We start from the raw sequence: 21,240 nt of genomic DNA, 5'->3' as shown, positions 1-21,240 counted from the left end.
CCCGCCCCCGGCCAACCCGGCCGCGCCCCGCTACCCCGACCGCCGCCCCCGGACAAGGAGCAGCACCGCCGCCCCGGCCAGCACCATCACCACACTCGCCGCGATGTGCAGCGAAGCCGGCAGCAGGTGCAGCTGCACGAACCAGCTCGGCGAACCCGCCCCGAGCAGCCGGTTGAGCAACCCACCCGCTCCCTGCACCACCAGCAGGATCCCCAGCAGCTCGATCACCGCCGCACCTCCTCGCGGCGGCTGCCGGACAGCTCCTGCCAGACCGGGCCCGTCACCAGCCAGATCGCCAGCACGGTCCCCAGCCGCGGGAACCACCCCCACAGCGGCGCCACCTGCTCCGGCGTGCCGATCACGATGATCGCCGCCAGCAGGGCCGCCGCCGCCAGGCCGCACGCCAGCACGCACTTGCCGAACTCGCGCCACTCGTGGCTCAGCTTCTCCCGACCCTGCCGCTTCGGCGGCGGTGGCCCGCCCGCGAAGCGGTGCGCGAACCGCACGTCGGCCCAGCGGACCATGCTCGGCCCGAACACCACGCTGAACCCGAGGTACACCGCCGCCAGCCCGTGCGTGAAGTTCGCCTTCGCGCCGCCGCCGAGGTCGATCACCGTCGCCACCAGCACCACCACGTCGATCAGCGGCACCATGGCGAGCAGCACCACCGACGCGCGCCGCGCGCGCAGCCCGTACCGCACCGCGAGCCCCGCCGCGATCAGCACCCAGAACCCGATCTCGCCGCCCGCGATGACGGCGGCCATCGGGTTTTCCGCGAAGAACTTTCCGATCTCGTCCACGTCTCCAGGTTCGGTCACCGGGCGTCGCGGGCGCGTCGTCGGAAGGCAGGACCCCGGGTCATCACTTCGTAGGACGCGCCCCGGTCACCCCGTGTGCTGGGATGGTCACATGCACCTCCCTCGCCTGCGATCACGCCCGGCGTGGCAGCAGGACGCCCTGATCGCCCTGGCCACCTGGCTGGTCGGCTTCCTCGTCTACGCGGCCGGGATCCACCGGATCCTGACCTCCTACGACCACGCCCCCTTGTGGGCGCGGCTGCTGGAGCTCACCGCGCTGTGCGGCCTCGAGCTGCTCCGCCGGTGGGTGCCGGGCGCCCTGCTCCTGGCCACCGCGGTGCTGGCCGTCGACATCTGGCTCAGCCCGTCCCTCCCCGTCCTGATCATCTTCACCGACTTCCTCTACGCGGCAACGCTCTACGGCTCCCGCCGGATGAGCCGCGTGATGATCGGCGTCGCCGGCGCGTCGGTGGTGGTCGTGCTGGCCGCGGTGCTCGTCCTGGGCCAGGAGTGGCGCATGGCGCTGCTGGCCGCGGTCAGCGTGCTGCCGTTCGTCCTCACCCCGGTGTGGTGGGCGGCGAACGTCCGGCAGCAGCGCGACATCGCCGAAACCGAACGGGCGAACGCCGGGCAGCTGGCGAAGATCGCGGAGCTCGACAGGCGGGCGGCGGTGGCCGCCGAACGCGCGCGGATGGCCCGCGACCTGCACGACGTGATCGCCGGGCACCTCTCGGCCATCGCGATCCAGTCGGAGGCGGCGTTGTCGATGCCCGACTCACCGCTGGCGAAGAAGGTGCTGGCGTCGGTGCGGGAAAACAGCGTCAGCGCGCTGGAAGAGATGCGGACGATGATCGGGCTGCTCAAGGCCGAAGGCGCGGCCGCGGAGACCACCGCGCCGGCCCGGCTGGCGGAACTGGCCAGGCTGGTGGAGTCGGCGCGGGCCAGCGGCCTCGACGTCACCATGGGGTCCACAGTGGACGGCTGGGAGAGCATCCCGACGGCGGTCGACCTGACCGCGTACCGGATCGCGCAGGAGGCGCTGACCAACGTGGCGAAGCACGCCCCGGGCGGCCACGTCGACCTCGACGTCCGCTACCTCGACGGCTTCCTCGAGGTCGAGGTCCGCAACGACGTGCAGCCCCACCCCGTCACCCCCGCGGAGGGCTCGGGGACCGGTCTGCTGAACATGCGCGAACGAGCCGACGCGGTCGGCGGCACCGTCACCGCGGGCCCGGCCGGCGAAGGCTGGCTGGTCCGGGCCGAACTGCCGGTCGCCTCCGCGGGCGAGGAGTCCCGATGACGGTCAAGGTCCTGGTCGCCGACGACCACAGCGCCATCCGCGATGGCCTCGTCATGATCCTGAACAACGCCGAGGGCGTCCAGGTCGTCGGCGAGGCCGCCGACGGCGCCGCGGCCGTGCGCCAGGCGCGCGTGCTGCGGCCGGACGTCACGCTGATGGACGTCCGGATGCCGGGCACCGACGGCATCACCGCCACCCGCCAAATGCTCGCCGAAGGGCTGTCCGAAGTCCTCGTGCTCACCACCTTCGACATCGACGAGTACGTCGACGGCGCGTTGCGGGCCGGCGCGGCCGGGTTCCTGCTCAAGTCGGTCGAGGCGGACAGGCTGATCGAGGCCGTCAAGCTGGTCGCGGCCGGCGGGGGCGTGCTCGCCCCGGAGGTCACCCGGCGGGTGCTCACCTCCTTCGCCGCGAACAGCCGCGAGCCGGCGCCCACGGTCCCAGGGCTCGGCGACCTGACCGAGCGCGAGCGCGAGGTCCTCGCCTGCCTCGGCGCGGGCCTGTCGAACGCCCAGATCGGCACCCGCCTGTACATCGGCGAGACGACGGTGAAGACGCACGTCTCGCGCGTGCTCACCAAGCTCGACCTGCGCTCCCGCGTCCAGGCGGCGATCATCGCCCAGGAACACGGCCTGGCCTCGGGCAACGGAGAGGCGGCCGATCTGCGGGAACCTCCGTGACCTTCTAACTTCTCCTCATGGGTGTGCGGAGAACGTTGAACGTGGACGATGTCCTGAAGCGCCAGGACTCGGGGGAGCTCAAACGGCGACTGCGCGGACGCGACCTGGTCGGGTTCGGCGTCGGGATCATCATCGGCACCGGCATCTTCACCCTCGCGGGTGTCGAGGCGAAGACGCACGCCGGGCCGGCGGTGACGTTGTCGTTCGTGCTCGGCGCGGTCGTCGCGGGGCTCGCGGCGCTCTGCTACGCCGAACTCGCTTCGAGCGTCCCGACGGCCGGCAGCGCCTACACCTACGCCTTCGCCACCCTCGGCGAGGTGTTCGCCTGGATCATCGGCTGGGACCTGCTGCTGGAGTTCGCGCTCGGCGCCGCCGTCGTGTCGCGCGGCTGGTCCGGCTACCTCGCGAACCTGCTCGGGCTGTCGCCGGAGTGGTTCGGCGAAGACGCGAAGGTCAACGTCGGCGCGGTGCTCATCATCGCGATCCTGACCGTGGTCGCCGTGCGGGGCATCAAGGAATCGGCCTGGGTGACCAACCTGCTGGTCTGCGTGAAGGTCGCCGTCTGCGTGCTGGTGCTCGCGGTCGGGCTGTTCTTCGTCAAGGGCGCGAACCTGACCCCGTTCATCCCGCCGGCGCAGGCGCCGGCCGGCGGGTCGACCGTGCTGGAGCAGCCGATCGTCCAGGCCGCGCTGGGGCTCGAGCAGTCGGTGTACGGCATCGCCGGCATGGTCACCGCCGCCGCCGTGGTCTTCTTCGCCTACACCGGCTTCGAAGCGCTCGCGAACCTCGGCGAGGAGACGCTCAACCCGCGCAAGGACCTCCGCGTCGGCATCCTCGGCGCGCTCGCCGTGTGCGCGCTGCTCTACATCGGCGTGTCGATCGTGCTGACCGGCATGATCCCCTTCACCGACATCGACACGGGCGCGCCGCTGGCCGACGCGTTCGACCGGGTCGGCCAGCACTGGGTCGGCGCGCTCATCTCGCTCGGCGCGGTGACCGGCCTGACGTCGGTGATGATGGTGGAGCTGGTGACGATCGGGCGCATCGGGTTCGCCATGGGCCGCGACGGCCTGCTGCCGAAGGCGCTGGGCACCGCGCACCCGAAGTGGGGCACCCCGCACCGGATGACCATCGGCGGCGCCGCGCTGATCGCCGTGCTGGCCGCGTTCATCCCGATCTCCGAGCTGGCCGACATGGTGAGCATCGGCGCGCTGTCGGCGATGATCATCGTGGCGGTGGCGGTCCCGGCGCTGCGCCGTCGCCGACCCGACCTGGACCGGCCGTTCAAGGTGCCGTTCTCGCCGGTGGTCCCGATCGTGGCGGCGCTGGCCTGCCTGTACCTGATGCTCAACCTGAACGTGCTGACCTGGATCCGGTTCGCGGCGTGGCTGGTGATCGGCCTGGTGATCTACTTCGTCTACGGCCGCCGGCACTCGCGGTTCGCCCCGGAAAACGCCGGCGACACCGAGGTCAGTCCCAAAAGGACGGAGTGAGGCCGGCGGCGCGGACCGCCTCGTGCGTCACCGCCGTCTGGTCCGCGTCGACGACCACCAGCACGCCGAGCCCGCCCAGCGCCGCCGTCATCCACTCGAGGGGCTGGTCGTGGATCCCGTTGTCCCCCAACGACGGATAGGTGTCCACAACGGACAGCAGCGTGCCCTCGGCACCGATGCGGATACCCGCCGGCAGCACGAAGTGACCGCCGGGCGGGCGCCAGCGGGACGTCCACAGGGGCGGGACGCCGGTGTCCAGGTAGTCGAGCAGCGCGCGCTCGGGGGTGTCGGCGGCGCCGAGCTCGGCGGCGTCGATCCGGGCGATCACCGCGACGCGCGGGACGTCCCACAGCCCGACCAGCAGGTCGAAGAGCGCCTCGGTGGTCCACGCCCCCGTCGCCGGCACGGCCGAGAGGGCGCCGGCCGACAACGTGCCGAGGGCCGCGGCCAACCCGGAAACCCGGGTGCCCGCCGCGGCCGGGTCGTCGACGACCGGCAGCGGCAGCCGGAACCCCGGCCGGCCCGCCTCGCCCGGCGGGCGCACGACGGGTCCGCGGACTGTGCCCGCGGCCGCCGCGACGGCGTCCTGGTCGCGCACGTCGAAGCCCGCCGCCCGCAGTGCCGCGAGCCCGCAGAACGCCGCGGCCAGGCCGTCCTTCTGCGGCAGCTCCGCCTGGGCCAGCGCGGCCAGGCGGGCCCCGCCCGGCAGCCAGCGCACCCCGGACAGGTCGAGCTGCCCGCCGTCGATCCCCGAAGACATCGGTCCCCTCAGCGGTTTCCCGGATTCGTCGGACCCATTGTCCCAGCCTTCAATAACGCCACAGGTGCGCGGCCACGATCTCGTCGGAGGTGCGCTCGGCCGCCCACGCCGCGTCCGACGCCCGGACGGCGCGGAAGGCGCCCAACAGGTCTTCGCCGAGCACGCCGGCGACGCGCGGCGAAGCCAGCAGGGCAGCGTCCTGTTCGGCGGTGTCGGCCGGCAGCCCGCGCACACCGCGCGTCTCCCGCTCACCCTCGGTCCAGCCACCGGGGTCCTCGGCGATCGGCTCGGGCAGCGCGGCCGAGTCCTCGATGCCGGCCATCCCGGCGGCGAGCACGACGGCCAGCGCGAGGTAGGGGTTGGCCGACGCGTCGGACGTCTTGAGCTCGACGTTCGCGTGGTCGGCACCCAGCAACGACGAGCCCGGGACGTACCGCAGCGGCGCTTCGCGGTTCTCGACGCCCCAGAAGGCGTACGCGCCCGCGAAGTAGCCGGGACGCAGGCGCAGGGTCGACGGGACGCTCGGCGCGGTGATCGCGGTCAGCGCCGGCAGGTCGCGCAGCAGCCCGGCGAGGTAGCCGGGTTCGGTGGGCAGGCCGTCTCCGCCGGTGCCGAGGAGGTTGCGGCCCTTGCGGCGGACGGAGGTGTGCAGGTGCCAGCCGTTGCCGGCGGCGCCGAGCCCGATCAGCGGCGCGAAGCTGACGACGAGCCCATGCGCATGCGCGGCGGCGTGGATGGTCTGGCGGGCGAGCAGCTGATCATCGGCGGCGGAGACCGGATCGGTGGCGGCCAGCGACAGCTCGAGCTGCGCGACGCCGTACTCGGCGTGCAGCTGGCCGATCCGGAGGCCGTTGGCGGCGAAGTCGTGCAGGAGAGCGGCGACGAAGCCGTCGAGGCCGATGAGCGCGTGCGGGCTGTAGGCCGGGCCGGGGTGCCCGGGTGTCGACAGGATGTCGACGCTGCCCGCGGGAGCGACGGCGAACTCGAGCTCGTAACCGGCGCGGAACTCGAGCCCCCGCCGAGCACCCTCGGCAACCTGCGCTTCGAGGACGGCGCGCTGGCAGTAGGGCCAGGGCTCGCCTTCGGCGGTGAGCTGCCGGACGGGCGCCCAGGCGAGCGCGGGCTGCCCGGCAAGCCGCTGCAGCCGCTCGACGACGGGAACGAGCCGGACGTCCCCGGACGGCGTGCCGAGGCCGGCGTGCCCGTAGGTGATGGCGTCATGGCTGTCGAAGACGGCGAAGAGCGAGGTGGCCCCGACACCCCGGGTGGCGGCATCGGCAAGGCCCCCGACGGGCACGATCCTCGAGCGCGGAATGCCGTTGTTGTCGGCCCAGGCGAGGTGCACCCCACCCACCCCGGCGGCCGCGAAGTCCTTCGCCGCGGCCGACGCAGCCTTGGTCATGGCCCACCGCCTCCTCCGGCCCCTGAACGACCCGGCCCCCGAAAAAGACCCCACCCATCCCGGGGGACGAGCCCCGCTTCAGCGTATCGGGCGGCACCGACGAAAAGGCCGCGAGAAGGGCCGGTCGAGCCGGATTGTCCACATCACGGCGGCCCTGTGGGTAACTCGGCGGGCGGCCGGTCGGCTCGCCTTTTGTACTGGTGCCGGAGCTGTGGGCGGCACGGGCGGGTGGGTCAGGGCCTGGGGCGGGAACCGGTGACTGGCGGGCCGGGTGGCCGGGTGGCCGGCGGCGAGGCGCCGAGCGACCGACGGCGGGGTGCCGAGTGGTGGGGCCGGAACCGGTGGGCCGAGTAGGCCGGCCAATGGGCGGCAGGCGGACCGGGGCCGGGCAGGCTGGAAACGGGAGGCCAATGAGCCGGGACTGGGTGAACCGGGGGCCGGGCGGCGAGAGCTGGGCTGAGGCCGGGCTGGGAACCGGTGACTGGCGGGCCGGGTGGCCGGCGGCGGGGCGCCGAGCAACCGACGGCGGTGCGCCGAGTGGCGGGGCCGAAACCGGTGGGCCGAGTAGGCCGGCCAATGGGCGGCCGACGGACCGGGGCCGGGCAGGCTGGTAACGGGAGGCCAATGAGCCAGGACTGGGTGAACCGGGGGCTGGGCGGCGGCAGCCGGGCTGGGGCCAGGCCGGGAACCGGTGACTGGCGGGCCGAGCGAGCCGAGCCGGCCGAGACCCGAGCGGGCCGACCCGCAGCCGGCCCACCCAGCCACCCGCAAACCTCACCCAGGCGGCTCAGGAACCACCCCGTCCCGGCTACGCAAAGCCACCCCACCCACAACAGCCAACGTCCCCAGCGTCTCGAAAAGCGACGGCACCTGCCCCAGCAACAAGAACCCCATCACCCCAGCAGTCACCGGGAGCAACGCCAGCAACACCGCGAACCGAGCCTGGCCCAGCCGCCGCAGCACCACCTGGTCCAGTGCGTACGGCACCACCGTCGACAGCACGCCCACGCCGATCCCGAGCAGCAGCATCCGTGGCGAAGACCACACCTCGCCCGTCCCCCACGCCAGTGGGGACAGCACCGCCGTCGCCGCCGTGAAGCCGATTGCCAAGCTGTCCAAACCCGACCGGGACGACGAGGCCACTCGCTTGCCCAGCACGATGTAGCCCGCCCACGCCGCCGCCGCGCCCAACGCGAACAGCACTCCGGTGACCGAGCCCGCCAGCTGGACGTCCGCGATCGCCACCACCCCGCACGCCACCAGGACCACCGCCAGCACGTCCCGCGGTGAGCGGCTGCCGAACGCCGCCACCGCCACCGGGCCGGCGAACTCCAGGGCCACCACCGTGCCCAGCGGGAGCCGGGCGATCGCCTCGTAGAACAGCACGTTCATGCCCGCCGTCACGACGCCGAACGCGATCGCCAGCAGCAAAGCGCGGCCTCGCCACGCCGAACTCGGTGGGCGGCGCCAGGCCAGCAGCACCACCGCCGCGCCCAGGCAGCGCAGCCACGCCACCCCGGCCGGGGTGGCGTGCCCGAAAAGGCCGACCGCGATGGCCGCGCCGGCGTACATCGAAATTCCGCTGAGAACGAACAAGAGCGGAGCGGGTACCCCGGAAACCCGTCGGGGCGTGGTCACCGTACTCACGACTCCATGGTGCCTGACCACGGAAAACGTAACTCTCCGGGTATTCGTCTCCTGCATTGCGGGATCCGGCTACGACATCCGGGGTAAATCGGCGTGACTCAGGTCCCACCGGCGCGGGAACACTTGCGGGCCGCGAAACGTCTGCAAGAGTAGAGATACGAACACCGCGGAGCCGGAGGCGATCGCCGCCACCGGCATCAGTCCCGAAGTGGGCGTAGCTGGATCGATGGCACCGGGCGACCGGTGCCGGGACGGAGGGAGACCCCCATGACATCGCCGACGCTCACCCGCCCCGAACTGACCGCCGCCGACCGCTGTGACCGGTGCGGAGCTGCAGCTCAGGTACGAGCCGTCCTCTCCGGAGGAGGCGAACTGCTCTTCTGCGGGCACCACGCCCGTGAGCACGAGGCCAAGCTCAAGGAACTGTCCGCCGATATCCAGCGGTAACACCCTTACGACGTCGAAAGGCGGCCGGTGCGCACAGGCACCGGCCGCCTTTCTGCATCTTGCAAAGAGCGTGTCCGATATCACGGACGCGAAAACCGGAGAAGAAATCAGACAGAATCCAGCACGACCTCGAACGCCACTTCCGCGGCGCCGAGCAGCGTCCCGTCGGCCCCCAGCGCGGAGCTCACGATCCGCGTGCCGCCGACCGCCCGGCTCACCAGGCTGCGCCGGCGCACCTCGGTGCCCACGTGCCGCAGCACCGCCTCCGGCAGCACCGTGAGCAGGTCGCCGAGGATCACCAGTTGCGGGCCCAGCAGGTTGACCACGTTGATCAGCCCCAGCGTCAGCCACTCGGCGAACTCCGCCAGCCGGGACAGCGCCGCCTCCGGGTTGCGGCCCAGGTCGCGCAGCTCGAACAGGATCGCCCCGCGCGGGGTGTCCTCGGGCAGCCCGAGCGCCCGGCACAACGCCGCTTCGCCGACCTCGGTCTCCCAGCAGCCACTGCTGCCGCAGTAGCAGGCCCGGCCGTCCGGGCGGATCACCATGTGCCCGATCTCGCCGACGTAGCCGGAGCCGCCGCGCAGCGCCGAGCCTTCGGCGATGACCCCGCCGCCGACCCCGACGTCCGCCGAGATGTACACCACATCCGACGCTCCGCGGGCCGCGCCGCGCAGGTGCTCGGCGACCGCGCCGAACTCGGCGTCGTTGCCGACCAGGATCGGGATCTGCAGCACCCCGCCGAGGCGTTCGCCGAGTGCGACGTCGGTCCAGCGCAGGTTCGGGGCCTCGTGCACGTGCCCGTCGGCCCGCCGGACGACGCCGGGCACCGACACCCCGGCCGCCACCGGGGTCACGCCGAGGTCGCCGGCCAGGATGGTCGTCGACTCGATGACGTGCGTGATGACCTCATCCGGCTGGCCCATCCGGCCCCGCAGGTTCCAGCTGTTGCGGCCCAAGATCTGGCCGCCCAGCCCGACCAGGGCGATCGCGACGTGCTCGACCTGCAGGTCGACCGCGAGCACGACCGCCGCGTGCGGCTGGGGCAGGACCAGGAGCGAGGGGCGGCCCGCCCCTCGTCCCGGCCTCGGCACCTTCTCCTCGACGACACCGGCTTCGGCCAGCCCGTCGACGAGGGTCTTGATCGTGCTCCGGTTGAGCCCCAGCTCGGCGGCGAGGGTCGCCCGGGTGCTCGGCCCGCTGACGTGCAGCAAGCGGAGCAGGGTAGTGCGGTTGTGCCGGCGCACCTCGTCCGGTCGAGCAACGGGTGAGCTGGACACGGGCTTTATCATTCCATGCTGGCTCAGCGCGTCGACGCAGCCGCGCGGCGCCGCGACAGCGCGTCCACCGTGGCGGCCAGCAGCAGGACCAGACCGGTGATGATGTTGACCACCGCGGCCGGCTGCTTGAGCAGGCCCAGGCCGTTGATGACCACGGCGATGACCAGGCCACCGACGACCGCGTCCGCCACCCGGCCCTTGCCGCCGAACAGCGACGTGCCGCCGATGACGGCCGCGCCGACCGAGTACAGCAGCGTGTTCAGGCCACCGGACTGCGGGCTGACCGAACCGACCTTCGACGCGGCGACGATGCCGCCGATGGCCGCGACCGCCGAGCCGATGACGAACACGCTCGCCCGGATCTTCGGCACGTCGATACCGGCCCGGCGGGCGGCTTCCTTGTTGCCGCCGACCGCGTAGACGTACCGGCCGTACTTGGTCCGGTTCAGCACGTAGGTCCCGGCCACCAGCAGCACCAGCATGATCGGGATGACGTACGGGATGCCCTCGATCGTGACGACCGTCTTGTTCGGCGAACGGTTGATCGTCAGCAGCCAGGTGCCCAGCGCCGACAGCACGACGAGCGCGCCGACCTTGATCATCACCAGCGCCGTCGGCTGCACGACCAGACCACGCTGAAGCCGCTTGAAGTGGCTGAGCAGCGTGATCACCGCGAAGCCGCCGGCGGCGATCAGGAAGAAGATCCAGCTGCCCAGGATGCTCAGGTTGCCGTTGGAGATCTTGTACAGGATGTCCGAGTTCGTGATGCCGATCGTGCCGCCCTCACCGATGAACTGCAGCAGGACGCCCTGCCACACGATGAACAGCGCGAGCGTCACGACGAAGGACGGCATGCCGATCTTCGAGACGAGGAAGCCGGTGATGCAGCCGATCGCGGTGCCGACGCAGATGGCCAGCAGGATCTCCAGCCAGGCGTTGGCCGGGACACCGATCGCGACGATCAGCAGGCCGACCAGCGACAACGCGGCGCCGGCCCAGATCCGCTGGTAGGCCGACAGCAGCACGGCCACGGCGAGGACCGCGATGAACGTGATGAACACGCCGGTGCCCATGGAGCCCAGCAGGTTGCCCGCGTGCACGTAGTGCAACGCCATCACCGACGCGGCGGTGCCGGAAGCGACACCGGCGGCGAGGTCGATCTCGCCGAGCAGCAGCACGAAGACGATGCCCATCGCGATGATGATCACGCCCGCGCCCTGCGGGAAGACGTTGGCGATGTTCGCCAGGGTGAAGAAGTTGTCCGACAACGCGCTGAACAGGATCACCAGCACGAGCAGGCCGAACAGCGAAGGCAGTGAGCCGAGTTCGCCGGCCCGGATGCGGGCGAAGTAGTCGCGGACGGCTTCGCCGGTTGACATCGATGTCGTGTCGATGCCGAAGTCGGTGATCGCCGCGGTCGGGTTCTGGGTCTGCGCGAGCGCGTCGGCGGGCGTGCCGACCTCGTTCTTGGCAGGGGTTTCAGTCATTTCGGGTTCTTTCTTCCCGCTCACAGGACCACGGCTTCGGGCCGGGCCAAGCCGAGGTCACCGGAGCGACCGGCGGTGATCAGTTCCACGACCTGGCCGTGGGTGACGTCCTTGGTGTGCACCTCGGAGACGAGCCGGCCGAGGTAGAGCACGGCGATGCGGTCGGCGACCTCGAACACGTCGGCCATGTTGTGGCTGATCAGCACGACCCCCAGGCCCTGCTCGGCCAGCCGGCGGACCAGGTCGAGCACCTGCCGGGTCTGCGCGACACCGAGGGCGGCGGTCGGCTCGTCGAGCACGACGACCTTGCTGTTCCACAGCACCGACTTCGCGATGGCGACGGTCTGGCGCTGACCACCGGACAGCGAGGAGACCGGCGTGCGGACGGACTTCACGGTCCGGACCGAGAGGGAGGCCAGCGTCTCGCGGGCGGCCTTCTCCATGCTGGCTTCGTCCAGCTTCCAGCTGCTCCCGCGCTCGCGGCCGAGGAACATGTTCTGGACGATGTCGAGGTTGTCGGCGAGCGCGAGGTCCTGGTAGACGATCTCGATGCCGAGGTCGGCCGCGTCCTTCGGCCCGCGGATGTGGGCGTCCTGCCCGTTGAACCGCACGGCCCCCGAGTCGTACGGGTGGATGCCGGCGATGCACTTGACGAGGGTCGACTTGCCGGCGCCGTTGTCGCCGACCAGTGCGGTGACTTCGCCCGCACGCACGTCGAAGTCCACGTCGTGGAGGACGTGGACGGGGCCGAAGCTCTTGTTCAGGCCCTTGATCTCGAGGATGGGCTCACTCATGGATGGCGTTCTCCTGTATGGGGACCGGGCCGGGACGCGCCGTCGGGGTGCGCGTCCCGGCCCGGCAGTTCTTGATTACTGCGGGCGGCTCAGGAGATGCCGAGCGAGGTGCACTTGGCGGCGAGGTCGCCACCGCAGATCTCGGCGGCCTTCACGTAGCCCTGGGTGACGACGGTCTTGACGTCCTTCTCGAGGATCGTCGTCGGGGTGAGCAGCACGGACTTGATGTCGCGGTTGCCCTTCGGGTCGTGCAGCTTGCCCGTGGCGATGGCGTCGGCGCCCGCGGTGTCGCCCTTGGCGAGGGCGGCGGCCAGCTTGGCGGTGGCCTCGGCCTCTTCCTTGATCGGCTTGAACACGGTCATGTACTGGTCGCCGCGCATGACCGCCATCAGGCCGTCGGCGGTGGCGTCCTGGCCGGTGACCGGGATCTTGCCGTTGAGGCCGTTGCGCTTGAGCACGGTGATGACCGCGCCGGCCAGGCCGTCGTTCGCCGCGACGACGCCGTCGACCTTGCCGCCGTTGGCGGTGAAGATCTGCTCGAACGTCGTGCCGCCGAGCTGGTTGTCCCAGTCGTTGATCGGCTGCTTCTGGATGCGGCGCAGGGTGCCGGCCGAGACCAGCGGCTCGAGGACCTTGTCCTGGCCGTTGGTGAACAGCGTGGCGTTGTTGTCGGTCGGGGCGCCCTCGATCTGGACGAAGCCCGCGCCCGCCTTGCTCTTCAGCGCGTCCGCCATGGCCTGGCCCTGCAGCTGGCCGACCTTCTCGTTGTCGAACGAGACGTAGTAGTTCGCGGAGCCGCCCAGGCTCGGCCGGTCGTAGTCGATGACCGGGATGCCGGCGGTCTTGGCCTTGGCCTCGACCGCGACGCCGACCGCCGGGTCGGACGGGGCGATGATCAGGACCTTGACGCCGGAGCTGATGAAGCCGTCGGCCAGGGTCGAGAACTTCTGGCTGTCACCCTGGGCGTTCTGGATGTCGACCTCGAAGCCCTGGGCCGTCAGCGCGGCCTGGAGCATCGGCTTGTCGAAAGCCTCCCAGCGCGCCGAGGTGGCGGTCTCCGGGAGGATCACGCCGACCTTGCCGCTGGCACCGCCGGCGGCGGCCGGCGCCGAGGAGGAGGCGGAGTTGCTCCCCGAGCCCCCGCTGTCCGAACTGTTGGCACCGCAAGCGGAGAGCACCAGGCCGGCGCTCACCGTGGCGGCGAGGAGGGTAAGGGTTCTGCTGCGCATCCTCGTTCCTTCCGGATCCAAGCATTGGTGACGAGCGGGCCGTCGACGTCGTCTCGGGCCCTGCGGGGCGGTGATCCGGAGGGTCCCGGCGCACCGACGCGCATATGTTGTGGGCGACAACATATGCCGCTGAGCGGCTGCGGGGAAGATAGCTGGATCGATTAAATGACACCAATTGGACACGGTTCGGCAACACAGGCTGGGAGCCGCCCGGAAAGAGTAGATCCGCTGACGATGTGATCGCCAGCACTCACCCTCTGTTACATCCAGGTTTCTTCGCGGCCTGAAGGTACTCCTCGTGGGTGCACTCAGCGCAATCCGTCGGGGAGTGGTGGCGAACCCACGTCCTGGGCCGCTGATTGGTCGCCGACTTGCGAACTTCGGAGCCGAAGGTGCCCGGAGGGCCATCGGGCGGGGGACGCACGGGCAGGCGAGGTGGTGACGGAGGGCGTACGGAAGGTCACCGGCCGGCTGGTACTTACCAGGAACGGACGGTGACCGTGGAGTTCAGCCGGCCGGGCGACCCCCGACGGGCTGTCCGGAGCGCACCAAGGTCACATCGGGGCGCTCGGCCCGGGGGCCCAGGCCTCACCAGGACCGCAGCGTCACGATCCGCTCTTCGAGCTGCTCGACCGTCGCCATCGCGGTCGGCGGCCCACCGCACACGCGCCGCAGCTCGTTGTGGATCGCGCCGTGGGGCTTCTTCGTGCGGTGGTGGTACATCCCCACCAGCGCGTTCAGCTCTTTCCGCAACCCGCCCAGCCGCTCGCTCACCGACTGGGGCCGAGCCGCCGGCGGCGGGGCCTCCTCCTTGGCCGGCTTGCGGCGCTTCTCGTCCGCGACCTGCTCTTCCTGCCGCTTCCGCAGCAGCGCCCGCACCTGGTCGGGCTCCAGCAGGCCCGGCAGCCCGAGGTACTCCTGCTCCTCGTCCGAGCCCGAGAACACCGCCGTGCCGAACGAGTTGCCGTCGTAGATGACCTGGTCGAGCTCCGCCGAGGCGCCCAGCGAGGTGAACGCCTTCTCTTCCTCGCCCGGCTCGTCCTCGGTGCGGTTGGCCTGGGCCAGAAGCTCGTCCTCCCAGCCCTCCTTCTCGCGGTGCGGCTTGCCCAGCACGTGGTCGCGCTGCGCCTCCAGCTCACTGGCCAGCTCCAGCAGCACCGGCACCGACGGCAGGAACACGCTCGCCGTCTCGCCCTTCTTGCGCGCCCGCACGTAGCGGCCGATCGCCTGGGCGAAGAACAGCGGCGTCGACGCGCTCGTCGCGTACACGCCGACCCCCAGCCGCGGGACGTCGACGCCCTCCGAGACCATCCGGACCGCCACGATCCAGCGTTCCTTCGTCTCGGAGAACTCCTTGATCCGGCCCGAGGCCTTCGGGTCGTCCGAAAGCACCAGCGTCGGCATCTCGCCGGAGATGCGCTCCAGGATCTTCGCGTACGCGCGCGCCGACTCCTGGTCGGTCGCGATCACCAGGCCGCCCGCGTCCGGCACCCCCTGGCGGACCTGTGACAACCTCGTGTCGGCCGCCTGCAGCACCGCCGGGATCCACTCGCCCGCCGGGTCGAGCGCCGTGCGCCACGCCCGGGCGTTCTGCTCCGCCGTGAGCGGCTCGCCGAGCCGCGCGGTGAACTCCTCCCCCGCGCTCGTGCGCCAGGAAGCCTCACCCGAGTACGCGAGGAAGACGACCGGCCGGACCACGCCGTCGGCCAGCGCGTCCGCGTAGCCGTACGAGTGGTCGGCCTTGCTGCGCTGGAAGCCGCCCGCGTCCGGCTCGTAGGTGACGAACGGGATGGCCGAGTCGTCGGACCGGAACGGTGTCCCGGTCAGCGACAGCCGCCGCACCGCCGGGGTGAAGGCCTCGCGGATCGCGTCGCCCCAGCTCTTCGCGTCGCCGCCGTGGTGGATCTCGTCGAGGATCACCAGCGTCTTGCGGTTCTCGGTGCGCACCCGGTGCAACGTCGGGTGCGCCGCGACCTGCGCGTACGTCAGCGCGACACCGTTGTAGTCCGAGGACGTGACACCCGTGGTGTTGCGGAAGTTCGAGTCGATCTGGATGCCCGCCATGGCCGCCGACGCGGCCCACTGGTGCTTGAGGTGCTCGGTCGGGGTCACGATGGTGACCGCCTCGATCGTGCGGTCGCTCAGCAGCTCCGCGGCGATCCGCAAGCCGAACACTGTCTTGCCGGCGCCGGGCGTCGCCACCGCGAGGAAGTCCTTCGGCCGCCGCGTCAGGTACTTCGTGAGCGCCCGGCGCTGCCACGCCCGCAGCGGGCGCGCGGTCGAGTCCTTCTCCGCGGGAGGCGCTCCGAGCTGCGTCTCCGTCATGCCGGTCCCCCCTCGCTCAAGTGCTTTGACGTGCGAAAACCCTCACTGTGGTACCGACTGCTGCTGCGTTGGGCGGCCGGCGACTGCGGTGAGGGCACTGGAGCGAGTCTACCGGCCGGGTCCGACAGTTCCGGGCACCGGCACGGGTGATGTCCCCCGACACGCCCGGGCGCAGGCAGGGTGACGAGCCAAATCAGCACGGATGGACCATGCTGGACACGTCATGGGTGAGGTGCAGCCGTCCGCGGCGACGAAGGTGGCCCGCAGGGGGCCGTGGCGTCTCCTCACGCGCACGCTCGCCAAGGCCTGGGAAGGCAACATCTTCTCCGAGGCCGCCGAAGCGGCCTTCTGGCAGACGCTCTCGCTGCCTCCGCTGCTGCTCGGGCTGCTCGGCAGCCTGGGTTTCGTCGGCGAGTGGTTCGGCCAGGACGTCGTCACCCAGGTGCACGACCGGATCATCGGCTTCTGCCGGACCGTCTTCAGCGACAACGCCGTGCACGACATCATCGAGCCGACGGTCAACAGCATCCTCACCGTCGGCAAGGGCGAGATCGTCTCGGTCGGGTTCCTGATCTCCCTGTGGGCGGGTTCGTCGGCGATGTCGTCGTTCGTGGACGCGATCACCGTCGCGCACGACCAGTACGGCGTCCGCAACGACGTCTGGCAGCGGATCTTCGCGCTGCTGCTCTACCTGTGCGGCCTGGTGATCCTCGTCGTCGGGCTGCCGCTGCTGGCGATCGGCCCGGACCTGCTGCCGGAGTTCTTCCCGGCCGACTGGCGCCCGACCGTGACGTCGTGGGTCAGCGCCCTCTACTTCCCGACCCTCGGCGTGATGATCACCCTCGCGCTGACCACGCTGTACAAGCTGGCGCTGCCGCGGAAGCTGCCCTGGCACCGCGGGTTGCCCGGCGCGGTGCTGGCGATGGTCGTGTTCCTGCTCTCCTCGGTCGGCCTGCGCATCTACCTGAACTGGATCACCAAGACCGGCTACACCTACGGCGCGCTGGCCGCGCCGATCGCGTTCCTGCTGCTGATGTTCTTCATCGGGCTGGCCGTGGTCGGCGGGGCGTACTTCAACAGCGCGCTCCAGGAGCTGTGGCCGGCGAAGGCGACGCGGCGGCAGCGGCGCAAGTGGCGGCGGCTGGAGATGGAACGCGCTTCCGAGCGGCTGCGCTCGGAAGAAGGGCGCCGGCTGTGGGAACGCACCACCACGCCGATGAAGCGCCCGCGGCCCGAGGACGTCTCCGGGAACGGCGCGGCACCGTCCGAAGAGGACGAGCCGTCACCGAGCGCGCCGGAACCGGCACCCAGCGCTGCTCAGGGTCGTACGTCCTCCCAAGGGACGACCGGGAATCAACCCACAGACTGAGTCGCTCCTCAGGTCGGACATGGGAGGCTCTGCGGGTCACTGACGCCGGCGTCGGTCGCCGCGTCGTTCCCGAGGGGGTTTCCCAGTCATGTCCGTGCTGGCCAGATTGAGCCTGCGCAACCGAAGCCTGATCGGCCTGCTCGCGCTCGTGGTCGTCGGCTTCGGCGCCTTCGCGCTGCCGCAGATCAAGCAGCAGCTGTTCCCGTCACTGCAGTTCCCGCAGGCCCAGATCGTCACGGCGTACGCGGGGGCGTCGCCGGACGCGGTCGACAAGCAGGTCACCGAGCCGCTCGAAGGCGCCCTGCAGGGGCTCAAGGGCCTGGAAGAGGTCACCTCGACGTCGTCGGACGGCGTGTCGCGCGTCGTCACGCAGTTCGAGTTCGGCACCGACCTCGACGCCGCCGTGCAGCAGATCCAGCAGGTCGTGAACCAGATCCGGCCGCGGCTGCCGCAGAACTCCGAGCCCGCCGTGTCCGCGGGCAGCACCGACGACCTGCCGGTCGTGCTGGTCGCCGCGGGCACCAGCGGGGACCCGCAGGCGCTCGCGCCCGCGCTGACCGACCAGGTCGCGCCGGAGCTGCGCAAGATCGACGGCGTGCGCACGGTCACCGTCACCGGTGTGCAGCAGCCGCGCGTCACGATCACGCTCGACTACGCGAAGCTCGCGGCCGCCGGGGTCGACCCGACGTCGATCGCCACCACGCTGCAGACCGCCGGCGCCGCGGTGCCGGCCGGCACGCTGACCGAAGGCGGCAAGACGCTGTCCGTCCAGGTCGGCGGCGGCCAGACCACTGTGGACACTCTCCGCAACCTCTATCTCACGCCGGGCGCGTCGGCCGCCGGCAACGCCCGCGGGCCCGCCCGGGGACCGGTGAAGCTGGGTGACGTCGCCGACGTCCAGAGCGGGTTCGCGCCGCCGACGTCGATCACCCGCACCAACGGCAAGCCGAGCCTCGGCCTGTCGATCACCATGGTGGACAACGGGAACGCGGTCGCGATCTCCGACGCCGTCCGCGACAAGCTGCCGGACCTGGGCAAGAAGACCGGCGCCGAGATGAGCGTCGTGTTCGACCAGGGCACGCCGGTGAAGGACGCGATCAGCGGCCTGACCACCGAAGGCCTGCTGGGCCTGGCGTTCGCCGTCGTCGTCATCCTGCTGTTCCTGCTGTCGGTGCGCTCGACCCTGGTGACCGCGGTGTCGATCCCGCTGTCGGTGGTGGTCGCGCTGCTGGCACTGTGGACCGGCGACCTGTCGCTCAACCTGCTCACCCTCGGCGCGCTGACGATCGCGATCGGCCGGGTGGTCGACGACTCGATCGTCGTGCTGGAGAACATCAAACGGCACTTGGGTTACGGCGAGGAGAAGCAGCGGGCGGTGCTCGACGGCGTCCGCGAGGTGGCCGGCGCGGTGACGTCGTCCACGCTGACGACGGTCGCGGTGTTCCTGCCGATCGCGTTCGTCGGCGGGTTCGTCGGCGAGCTGTTCTCGCCGTTCGCGATCACCGTGACGGTGGCGCTGCTGGCGTCGCTGCTCGTGTCGCTGACCGTGGTTCCCGTGCTGGCGTACTGGTTCCTGAAGCGGCCGGCCGTCCCGGCAGACGCCATCGAGGCCGAGCGGGCGCGCGAAGCCGCCGTGGAGAAGGAGCGCCGCGGCTTCCTGCAGCGGACCTACCTGCCGGTGATCCGGTTCGCGACCAAGCGGCGGCTGACCGTCGTGGTGCTGGCGCTGCTCATCTTCGCCGGCACGGTCGGCCTCGCGACGCGGCTGAACACGAACTTCCTCGACCAGTCCGGCGGCACCACGCTGAACATGACGCAGAAGCTGCCCGCGGGCACCAGCGTCGAAGCGAAGGAGAAGGCCGCGACCGGGGTCGAGCAGGCGCTCGCCGCGGAGCCCGCGGTGGAGACCTACCAGGTCAGTGTCGGGGGCGGCGGCGCGTTCGGCTTCGGCGGCGGGACCAACACGAGCATCTCGGTCACCGTCGCGAAGGACACCGACCTCGACGCGCTGTCCGACCGGCTGCGCGCGAAGCTGACGTCCCGGCCCGAGCTGGGTGAGGTCAAGATCGGCGCGGACGCGTCCGGCTTCAACTCCGACCAGGTGTCGGTGACGGTGACCGCGCCGTCGGAAGCCGCGCTGAAGCCGGCGTCCGACCAGGTCGTGCGGGCGCTGGGCGGGGTGTCCGGGCTGACCGAGGTGACCAGTGACCTGGCCGTCGGCTCGCCGCGGGTGCAGGTCGAGGTGGACGACGCCGCGGCCGCCGCACACGGGTTGTCGGCGAGCACCATCGGCCAGGTCGCCAACCAGGCGATCGCCGGCCGCACGGTGACGCAGCTGCCGGTCGGCGGCCAGCGCACGGACATCGTGCTGCGGGCCGGCGCCGCGCCGGCGACGGTCGACCAGGTTCGCGGGCTGCCGATTCCGGGCCCGGGCGGCGTCGTCCGGCTCGACGAGGTGGCCAAGGTGTCCACTGTGGACGGCCCGGCGTCGGTGCACCGCACCGGCGGCGACCTGAGCACCACGGTCACGGCCAAGAACACCGGCGACAACCTGAGCAAGACGACCGCGGACATCCAGTCCAAGCTGGACGGTCTGACGTTCACCGGTGGCGCGTCGTACTCGCTCGGCGGCGTGAGCCAGGACCAGCAGGAGGCGTTCTCGAACCTGTTCCTGGCGCTGCTGGCGGCGATCGCGATCGTGTTCCTGATCATGGTGGCGACGTTCCGGAGCCTGATCCAGCCGCTGATCCTGCTGGTGTCGATCCCGTTCGCGGCGACCGGCGCGATCGGGCTGCTGCTGGCGACGGGCACCGCGCTGGGCCTGCCGGCGTTGATCGGGATGCTGATGCTGGTCGGGATCGTGGTGACGAACGCGATCGTGCTCATCGACCTGATCAACCAGTACCGCGCGGAGGGCATGAGCGTCACGGAGGCGGTGACGGAGGGCGGCCGTCGCCGGCTGCGCCCGATCCTGATGACCGCGGCGGCGACGATCTTCGCGCTGGTCCCGATGGCGCTGGGCATCACCGGCCAGGGCGGGTTCATCGGCCAGCCCCTGGCGATCGTGGTGATCGGCGGCCTGGTCAGCTCGACGCTGCTGACGCTGGTCCTGGTCCCGACGCTGTACACGATGGTGGAGACCCGCAAGGAGCGGCGGCGCGCCCGCCGCGAGGCTCGCCGGCACCCGAAGCAGGCCCCGGCGTCGGAGTCCCTGGACCCGGCCCCCACGGCCTGACCCAAGCGGAGCTTTCACGTGAAAGCTCCGCTTGTCCACAACCCCGAGACCCGGCACTTTCCCTACGAAAGTGCCGGGTCTCGGCGTCACTGCTTGAAGCGGTAGGTCATCGAGTCGAAGAGGATGCAGATGCTCGGCGACATCACGATCACCCGCAGCGTGTTGTCCCGCTCGTCGAAGTCGATGCCTTCGACCTCGAAGCTGCCGCTGCAGCCGCTGCGCAACGGCAGCTGAGCCAGCGAAGTGACGTGGCCGGCGACGTCCGAACCGGACAGCGGACCAGCCAGGTCCACCTGCAGCAGCGGTTTCGTGGTGCCGAAGAGGCTGCCATCGGGGTCGTCCGACGCGCAGAGCAGGCGGGTCGCCGTCTGGAAGTCGCAGCCCTGGACGTCGCGGACCTGGTGGTCCAGGCGGATCGTCCCGGCCAGCGGCAGGTTGGCGGCCGGGTCGGTCGCCGCCACGCCGGGCATCGGGTGGACCAGGAGGCGGTCCATCGTGCCCCACTCGCCCGCCACCAGCCAGCGGGCGTCCGGCGAGACCGCGGCGAAGGAGTTGTTGTTCGCTTCCCACGACTCGAGCGCGTGCTTGTAGTTCGCCCAGGAGCCGTCCGGGGCCTGGACGCGGAAGAGCTTCGCGCCCCGGTCGTCACGCTGGTACGGCTCGACGTAGTAGCCCTGGGCCGAGCCCGGGTCGCCGACGTGGTTCCAGCCCTGGGAGTTCAGGTCCGCCGGGATCGTGCCGAGCCCGGTGTAGCGGATGGTGGTGCCCGACGGCCGCACGATCGTCGCGAGGCCCTGGCTTTCGTCGAGGGCCCTGGCGTGGTCGGAGCCGACCTCCGTCCAGCCCGTGACGGCCTGGGCCAGTGCGGGTGAGAACGCGGTCAGCAGGGCGACGGCGGCGACGACGATCCCGGTTCTGCGCATGTGCGACTCCGGTGGGTGAGGGAACCTGGCACGCAGGATTTACCAGGACTCCCGCACCCGACACACCCGCCGAAT

The 21,240-nt window shown here is 71.2% G+C and carries 17 protein-coding genes; 6 read left to right on the top strand and 11 right to left on the bottom strand.

The window, feature by feature from the left end; translation table 11 throughout:
- Positions 1 to 30: 30 nt before the first annotated feature.
- Positions 31 to 228 carry a hypothetical protein gene (locus M8542_RS24720; RefSeq protein ID WP_257922613.1) on the bottom strand — a complete coding sequence of 66 codons (198 nt, stop codon included), beginning with the start codon at positions 226 to 228 and terminating at the stop codon, positions 31 to 33.
- Complete coding sequence (locus M8542_RS24715; RefSeq protein ID WP_276587014.1) at positions 225 to 764, bottom strand: hypothetical protein; 540 nt, start codon at positions 762 to 764, stop codon at positions 225 to 227. Before M8542_RS24715 ends, M8542_RS24720 begins: the two co-directional genes overlap by 4 nt.
- A 145-nt stretch (positions 765 to 909) precedes the next feature.
- Here M8542_RS24715 and M8542_RS24710 point away from each other — a divergent pair, with 145 nt between their 5' ends.
- The 3 genes from M8542_RS24710 to M8542_RS24700 are packed head-to-tail and all read left to right on the top strand — an operon-like array spanning position 910 to position 4,270.
- Positions 910 to 2,097: a sensor histidine kinase gene (locus tag M8542_RS24710; RefSeq protein ID WP_257922611.1), complete on the top strand. Its 1,188-nt coding sequence runs from the start codon at positions 910 to 912 to the stop codon at positions 2,095 to 2,097.
- Positions 2,094 to 2,777: a response regulator gene (locus M8542_RS24705; RefSeq protein ID WP_257922610.1), complete on the top strand. Its 684-nt coding sequence runs from the start codon at positions 2,094 to 2,096 to the stop codon at positions 2,775 to 2,777. The genes M8542_RS24710 and M8542_RS24705 overlap by 4 nt, the downstream gene beginning before the upstream one ends.
- A gap of 41 nt (positions 2,778 to 2,818) precedes the next feature.
- Positions 2,819 to 4,270: an amino acid permease gene (locus tag M8542_RS24700; RefSeq protein ID WP_257922713.1), complete on the top strand. Its 1,452-nt coding sequence runs from the start codon at positions 2,819 to 2,821 to the stop codon at positions 4,268 to 4,270.
- Here M8542_RS24700 and M8542_RS24695 read toward each other — a convergent pair.
- The 3 genes from M8542_RS24695 to M8542_RS24685 all read right to left on the bottom strand — a co-directional run bounded on the left by M8542_RS24695 (position 4,248) and on the right by M8542_RS24685 (position 8,004).
- Positions 4,248 to 5,030, bottom strand: a complete 783-nt coding sequence (locus tag M8542_RS24695) for a DUF6885 family protein (RefSeq protein ID WP_257922609.1) — start codon at positions 5,028 to 5,030, stop codon at positions 4,248 to 4,250. The genes M8542_RS24700 and M8542_RS24695 overlap by 23 nt on opposite strands.
- Positions 5,031 to 5,079: 49 nt before the next feature.
- Entirely contained in the window at positions 5,080 to 6,432 is a 1,353-nt protein-coding gene (locus tag M8542_RS24690; protein ID WP_257922608.1) for a type I glutamate--ammonia ligase, read from the bottom strand.
- 774 nt (positions 6,433 to 7,206) lie between these two features.
- Complete coding sequence (locus M8542_RS24685; RefSeq protein WP_257922607.1) at positions 7,207 to 8,004, bottom strand: EamA family transporter; 798 nt, start codon at positions 8,002 to 8,004, stop codon at positions 7,207 to 7,209.
- 342 nt (positions 8,005 to 8,346) lie between these two features.
- Here M8542_RS24685 and M8542_RS24680 point away from each other — a divergent pair, with 342 nt between their 5' ends.
- Positions 8,347 to 8,526 carry a DUF7455 domain-containing protein gene (locus M8542_RS24680; RefSeq protein WP_191316871.1) on the top strand — a complete coding sequence of 60 codons (180 nt, stop codon included), beginning with the start codon at positions 8,347 to 8,349 and terminating at the stop codon, positions 8,524 to 8,526.
- Positions 8,527 to 8,633: 107 nt separating this feature from the next.
- Here the strand turns inward: M8542_RS24680 and M8542_RS24675 are convergent, their stop codons facing one another.
- From M8542_RS24675 to M8542_RS24655, 5 genes are all read right to left on the bottom strand, one after another.
- Positions 8,634 to 9,815, bottom strand: a complete 1,182-nt coding sequence (locus M8542_RS24675) for an ROK family transcriptional regulator (RefSeq protein ID WP_257922606.1) — start codon at positions 9,813 to 9,815, stop codon at positions 8,634 to 8,636.
- An 11-nt stretch (positions 9,816 to 9,826) separates the two neighbouring features.
- Positions 9,827 to 11,290 carry a sugar ABC transporter permease gene (locus M8542_RS24670; RefSeq protein ID WP_257922605.1) on the bottom strand — a complete coding sequence of 488 codons (1,464 nt, stop codon included), beginning with the start codon at positions 11,288 to 11,290 and terminating at the stop codon, positions 9,827 to 9,829.
- A 20-nt stretch (positions 11,291 to 11,310) separates the two neighbouring features.
- On the bottom strand, positions 11,311 to 12,084 hold the full coding sequence (locus M8542_RS24665) for an ATP-binding cassette domain-containing protein (RefSeq protein WP_257922604.1): 774 nt from the start codon (positions 12,082 to 12,084) through the stop codon (positions 11,311 to 11,313).
- Between the two features lie 89 nt (positions 12,085 to 12,173).
- Positions 12,174 to 13,313 (bottom strand): sugar ABC transporter substrate-binding protein, encoded by a 1,140-nt coding sequence (locus M8542_RS24660; protein ID WP_257922603.1) that lies wholly within the window; start codon positions 13,311 to 13,313, stop codon positions 12,174 to 12,176.
- Between the two features lie 588 nt (positions 13,314 to 13,901).
- Positions 13,902 to 15,638, bottom strand: a complete 1,737-nt coding sequence (locus tag M8542_RS24655; RefSeq protein WP_257922602.1) for a DEAD/DEAH box helicase — start codon at positions 15,636 to 15,638, stop codon at positions 13,902 to 13,904.
- 223 nt (positions 15,639 to 15,861) lie between these two features.
- On the opposite strand from M8542_RS24655, the gene M8542_RS24650 reads away from it, so the two are divergent.
- Positions 15,862 to 17,007, top strand: coding sequence for a YihY/virulence factor BrkB family protein (locus M8542_RS24650; RefSeq protein ID WP_257922601.1), 1,146 nt, complete (start codon positions 15,862 to 15,864; stop codon positions 17,005 to 17,007).
- 88 nt (positions 17,008 to 17,095) lie between these two features.
- Positions 17,096 to 20,242 carry an efflux RND transporter permease subunit gene (locus M8542_RS24645; protein ID WP_257922600.1) on the top strand — a complete coding sequence of 1,049 codons (3,147 nt, stop codon included), beginning with the start codon at positions 17,096 to 17,098 and terminating at the stop codon, positions 20,240 to 20,242.
- An 86-nt stretch (positions 20,243 to 20,328) separates the two neighbouring features.
- On the opposite strand, the gene M8542_RS24640 is transcribed toward M8542_RS24645, so the two are convergent.
- Positions 20,329 to 21,165, bottom strand: coding sequence for a hypothetical protein (locus M8542_RS24640; RefSeq protein WP_257922599.1), 837 nt, complete (start codon positions 21,163 to 21,165; stop codon positions 20,329 to 20,331).
- Positions 21,166 to 21,240 lie beyond the last annotated feature (75 nt).

The sequence above is a fragment of the Amycolatopsis iheyensis genome (assembly GCF_024703995.1).
In the GTDB taxonomy this organism is placed as follows: Bacteria; Actinomycetota; Actinomycetes; order Mycobacteriales; family Pseudonocardiaceae; genus Amycolatopsis; species Amycolatopsis iheyensis.
Note: the sequence above shows the minus strand (reverse complement) of the source record. Positions and strands in the feature narration are given on the sequence as shown.

What these genes read in the sequence shown, in the direction of transcription:
- M8542_RS24715 (WP_276587014.1), bottom strand. Translation starts at nt 764, where the DNA reads ATGGCCGCCGTCATCGCGGGCGGCGAGATCGGGTTCTGGGTGCTGATC.
- M8542_RS24710 (WP_257922611.1), top strand. Translation starts at nt 910, where the DNA reads ATGCACCTCCCTCGCCTGCGATCACGCCCGGCGTGGCAGCAGGACGCC.
- M8542_RS24705 (WP_257922610.1), top strand. Translation starts at nt 2,094, where the DNA reads ATGACGGTCAAGGTCCTGGTCGCCGACGACCACAGCGCCATCCGCGAT.
- M8542_RS24695 (WP_257922609.1), bottom strand. Translation starts at nt 5,030, where the DNA reads ATGTCTTCGGGGATCGACGGCGGGCAGCTCGACCTGTCCGGGGTGCGC.
- M8542_RS24690 (WP_257922608.1), bottom strand. Translation starts at nt 6,432, where the DNA reads ATGACCAAGGCTGCGTCGGCCGCGGCGAAGGACTTCGCGGCCGCCGGG.
- M8542_RS24685 (WP_257922607.1), bottom strand. Translation starts at nt 8,004, where the DNA reads ATGTACGCCGGCGCGGCCATCGCGGTCGGCCTTTTCGGGCACGCCACC.
- M8542_RS24680 (WP_191316871.1), top strand. Translation starts at nt 8,347, where the DNA reads ATGACATCGCCGACGCTCACCCGCCCCGAACTGACCGCCGCCGACCGC.
- M8542_RS24675 (WP_257922606.1), bottom strand. Translation starts at nt 9,815, where the DNA reads ATGATAAAGCCCGTGTCCAGCTCACCCGTTGCTCGACCGGACGAGGTG.
- M8542_RS24670 (WP_257922605.1), bottom strand. Translation starts at nt 11,290, where the DNA reads ATGACTGAAACCCCTGCCAAGAACGAGGTCGGCACGCCCGCCGACGCG.
- M8542_RS24665 (WP_257922604.1), bottom strand. Translation starts at nt 12,084, where the DNA reads ATGAGTGAGCCCATCCTCGAGATCAAGGGCCTGAACAAGAGCTTCGGC.
- M8542_RS24660 (WP_257922603.1), bottom strand. Translation starts at nt 13,313, where the DNA reads ATGCGCAGCAGAACCCTTACCCTCCTCGCCGCCACGGTGAGCGCCGGC.
- M8542_RS24655 (WP_257922602.1), bottom strand. Translation starts at nt 15,638, where the DNA reads ATGACGGAGACGCAGCTCGGAGCGCCTCCCGCGGAGAAGGACTCGACC.
- M8542_RS24650 (WP_257922601.1), top strand. Translation starts at nt 15,862, where the DNA reads ATGGGTGAGGTGCAGCCGTCCGCGGCGACGAAGGTGGCCCGCAGGGGG.
- M8542_RS24645 (WP_257922600.1), top strand. Translation starts at nt 17,096, where the DNA reads ATGTCCGTGCTGGCCAGATTGAGCCTGCGCAACCGAAGCCTGATCGGC.
- M8542_RS24640 (WP_257922599.1), bottom strand. Translation starts at nt 21,165, where the DNA reads ATGCGCAGAACCGGGATCGTCGTCGCCGCCGTCGCCCTGCTGACCGCG.